Annotated in this window: 4 protein-coding genes and 1 pseudogene; 4 read left to right on the top strand and 1 reads right to left on the bottom strand. The window is 52.1% G+C overall.

The features are described from left to right. The 4 genes and pseudogenes from ACXJ5O_RS23950 to ACXJ5O_RS23935 form a co-directional block, all read left to right on the top strand. A pseudogene (locus tag ACXJ5O_RS23950) lies at window positions 1-432 on the top strand (AI-2E family transporter); the annotation flags it as partial. A gap of 255 nt (window positions 433-687) precedes the next feature. Further along, on the top strand, window positions 688-879 hold the full coding sequence (locus tag ACXJ5O_RS23945; RefSeq protein WP_457302085.1) for a CsbD family protein: 192 nt from the start codon (window positions 688-690) through the stop codon (window positions 877-879). A gap of 118 nt (window positions 880-997) precedes the next feature. Continuing rightward, window positions 998-1,804 (top strand): transglutaminase-like domain-containing protein, encoded by an 807-nt coding sequence (locus tag ACXJ5O_RS23940; protein WP_457302084.1) that lies wholly within the window; start codon window positions 998-1,000, stop codon window positions 1,802-1,804. A 77-nt stretch (window positions 1,805-1,881) separates the two neighbouring features. Continuing rightward, a complete protein-coding gene (locus ACXJ5O_RS23935) occupies window positions 1,882-2,124 on the top strand; it encodes a DUF768 domain-containing protein (RefSeq protein ID WP_271897448.1) in 243 nt (80 codons plus the stop codon). A 4-nt stretch (window positions 2,125-2,128) separates the two neighbouring features. Here ACXJ5O_RS23935 and ACXJ5O_RS23930 read toward each other — a convergent pair. Beyond that, the coding region (locus ACXJ5O_RS23930; protein WP_457302083.1) for an OB-fold nucleic acid binding domain-containing protein at window positions 2,129-2,597 on the bottom strand (469 nt) is incomplete at its 5' end.

Raw genomic sequence — 2,597 nt, 5'->3', positions numbered from 1 at the left:
CCCGAAGGGGGCTCCAAGAAAGCTGTGGCTAATAAAGAGAAGATAAAACCAGACAAGCCGAGAACAATCGCGTCCGCCGGCGGACGCGGCGACCTCGACGATGCGGCAGCAGTTGTTCTTGGCGATATTCTTGAGCGCAAGGATTTTGACGTTCGCGATATTTCTCACGAGGAGCTCGAGGCGATCAACATCGGCAAGCTTGATCTTACCAGCGTCAACACAATTTACGTAAGCTACCTCAACACGTCTTCGGTCGCTCACGCACGCTATCTCGTCCGCCGTATAAGACGGCGGAACGCACGCGTAAAGATTGTCATCGGATTCTGGGCGGAAGATGGGAGCGAAGTTGATGGCGAGAAGATCGTTGGATCAACACGCAACTGCTTTTTTGTATCGTCGATTGAAGCGGTGATTGAAGAGGTTTACGAGTGAGCGGCCCCGGAGATTTTTCAGCCGATCCTAATTTTCGCGGAACCAAGAGCGAGCTGGCTACGTTTCCATCCAGCTGATCGGACTTTGATCAGTAACTGGAGACCCGGTGCCTGTTCCCCCGTGGGCGCCGGGTCGTTGCTGTCCATTTGTAAAAATACGCTGATTTTTCAAATGCTTGTGAGCTTGTGAACTAACGGAACAAACGCAAACCTCCACCGTTTAATTTGGGTAGATGAACACTTTAAGGAGTTCCCGATGGGTAGTACAAGCGACAAACTTTCCGGCGCAGCTAACAAGGCCGCGGGCAATGTCAGGCAGGCCGCCGGCAAGGCGACCGGATCGAAAGAAATGCAGGCGAAGGGCAAAATGCAGGAAATGAAAGGCGAAGCACAGCAAGCCAAGGGGAGAGCCAAGGATGCTGTGAAAAAGGTTGTCGATAAGGCCTGATCGCCTTTAACGCTGCGAATTCAGCCGGTCCCTTGTCGGGCCGGTTGCTTTTTGCGCGAGAGTCTGTCGTGCTGTATTTTTTATCGAAATCAGATTTTTTGTTTTAAAGGAACAGCTGATGAGGATTAATGTGGGGTGTGAACTGACGTTCGAGTTTACGCAGGAAACGCCTCTGATTGCCATTTTGAACGTGCATCATTCACGATTTGCCGATCTGGAGGGCATCGAGACGTTCCAGACTACATTTGGCGCCAGTGTCGATGGCTATCACGACCAGTTCGGCAACTGGTGTAATCGCATTCTCGCTGCGCCGGGCACATTTTTTTGCTCCACAAATGCCGTCGTCGACGACAGCGGCATGCCAGATCCTGTGGTTCTCGATGCTGTTCAACACCGGGTGCAGGATCTTCCGGATGAAACGCTGGTCTATCTTATGGGCAGCCGTTATTGCGAGACCGATTTGTTGAGCGAGGAAGCATGGCGCCTGTTCGGCCACGTACCGGAAGGCTGGCAACGCGTTCAGGCTGTGTGCGATTTCGTGCACAACCACATTGTGTTTGGCTACGAGCATTCGAACCCCACTCGCACGGCGTCCACGGGATATTTCGAAGGCCGTGGTGTGTGCCGTGATTTCACGCATCTTGCAGTTGCTTTTTCCCGCTGTCTGAACATTCCGACACGCTATTGCACTGGTTATATCACCGATATCGGCATACCATTGCCCCATGCGGAAATGGACTTTTGTGCGTGGATGGAGGTTTACCTCGGGGGGCAGTGGTACGCTTTTGATCCTCGGAACAACCAGCCCCGAATAGGCCGGATCAAGGTGGCGCATGGGCGCGACGCGGCGGATGTGCCCCTGACGAATATATTCGGGCCCAGTGTCCTGACGAAATTCAAGGTTTGGGCCGGCGAAGCTGTTTAATCGCGTGTTTTTCGCAACCTTCTGCGCTTCCGGCAGTTTTGTCCGAGAGACGTTGGCAATGCCAAGGAGGAAAATGTATGAGCCAAAGAGCGATCGATTTCGTTAATAATTGGATCGACATGAATGTCGATGCCAACAAACCGGCGGATATGGCACATCACGATCGTCGGCCAAAACAACTTGCTGCAAAATGTGCTGCAGATGCGGAGGCGGCCGGTATTTCCGAATCGGAGATCAAGGATGGTCTGGGTGATCTGGAAATTTGCATGATAACTGCGATAGACCGGGCAGCATTGGCCAAGGAGAGCAAGCAGGCTTGAACGGTCAGTGAAAATCTCTCGATTTTGGCAAAATACGCACCTTGCGTGGATGACTGGCCCGTGGTCGATCCGGGACCGGGTGTATCACTTCGTCGCTATGAGACACAGGTATGACAGTTCGTTGCTCGGAGAGACGGTAGAGATCTCCGGTACGATCAAACAGTTTTCGGGCGACAATGTGCACGACATTGTCGGCGCTTTGAACCATGCCTTCGATCAGGATAAGGCGTGATCCCATGATTTCCTTGCGATATTTTTCCAATAATTTTGCCCAGACAACGATATTGGCGATGCCAGTTTCATCCTCAATTGTCATAAAGACGACTTTACCATTACCGGGCCTTTGCCGGACTGTAATCACGCCGGCAAGTTTGACCCGCCGATTATTGCTCAGACTGTTTGCCTGCTTGCATGTTACAATATTCTCAGCCGCCAACACTTCACGCAAGAACTGCATTGGATGGCCTTTGAGC

It is taken from the genome of Phyllobacterium sp. P5_D12 (genome assembly GCF_054049495.1).
Note: the sequence above shows the minus strand (reverse complement) of the source record. Positions and strands in the feature narration are given on the sequence as shown.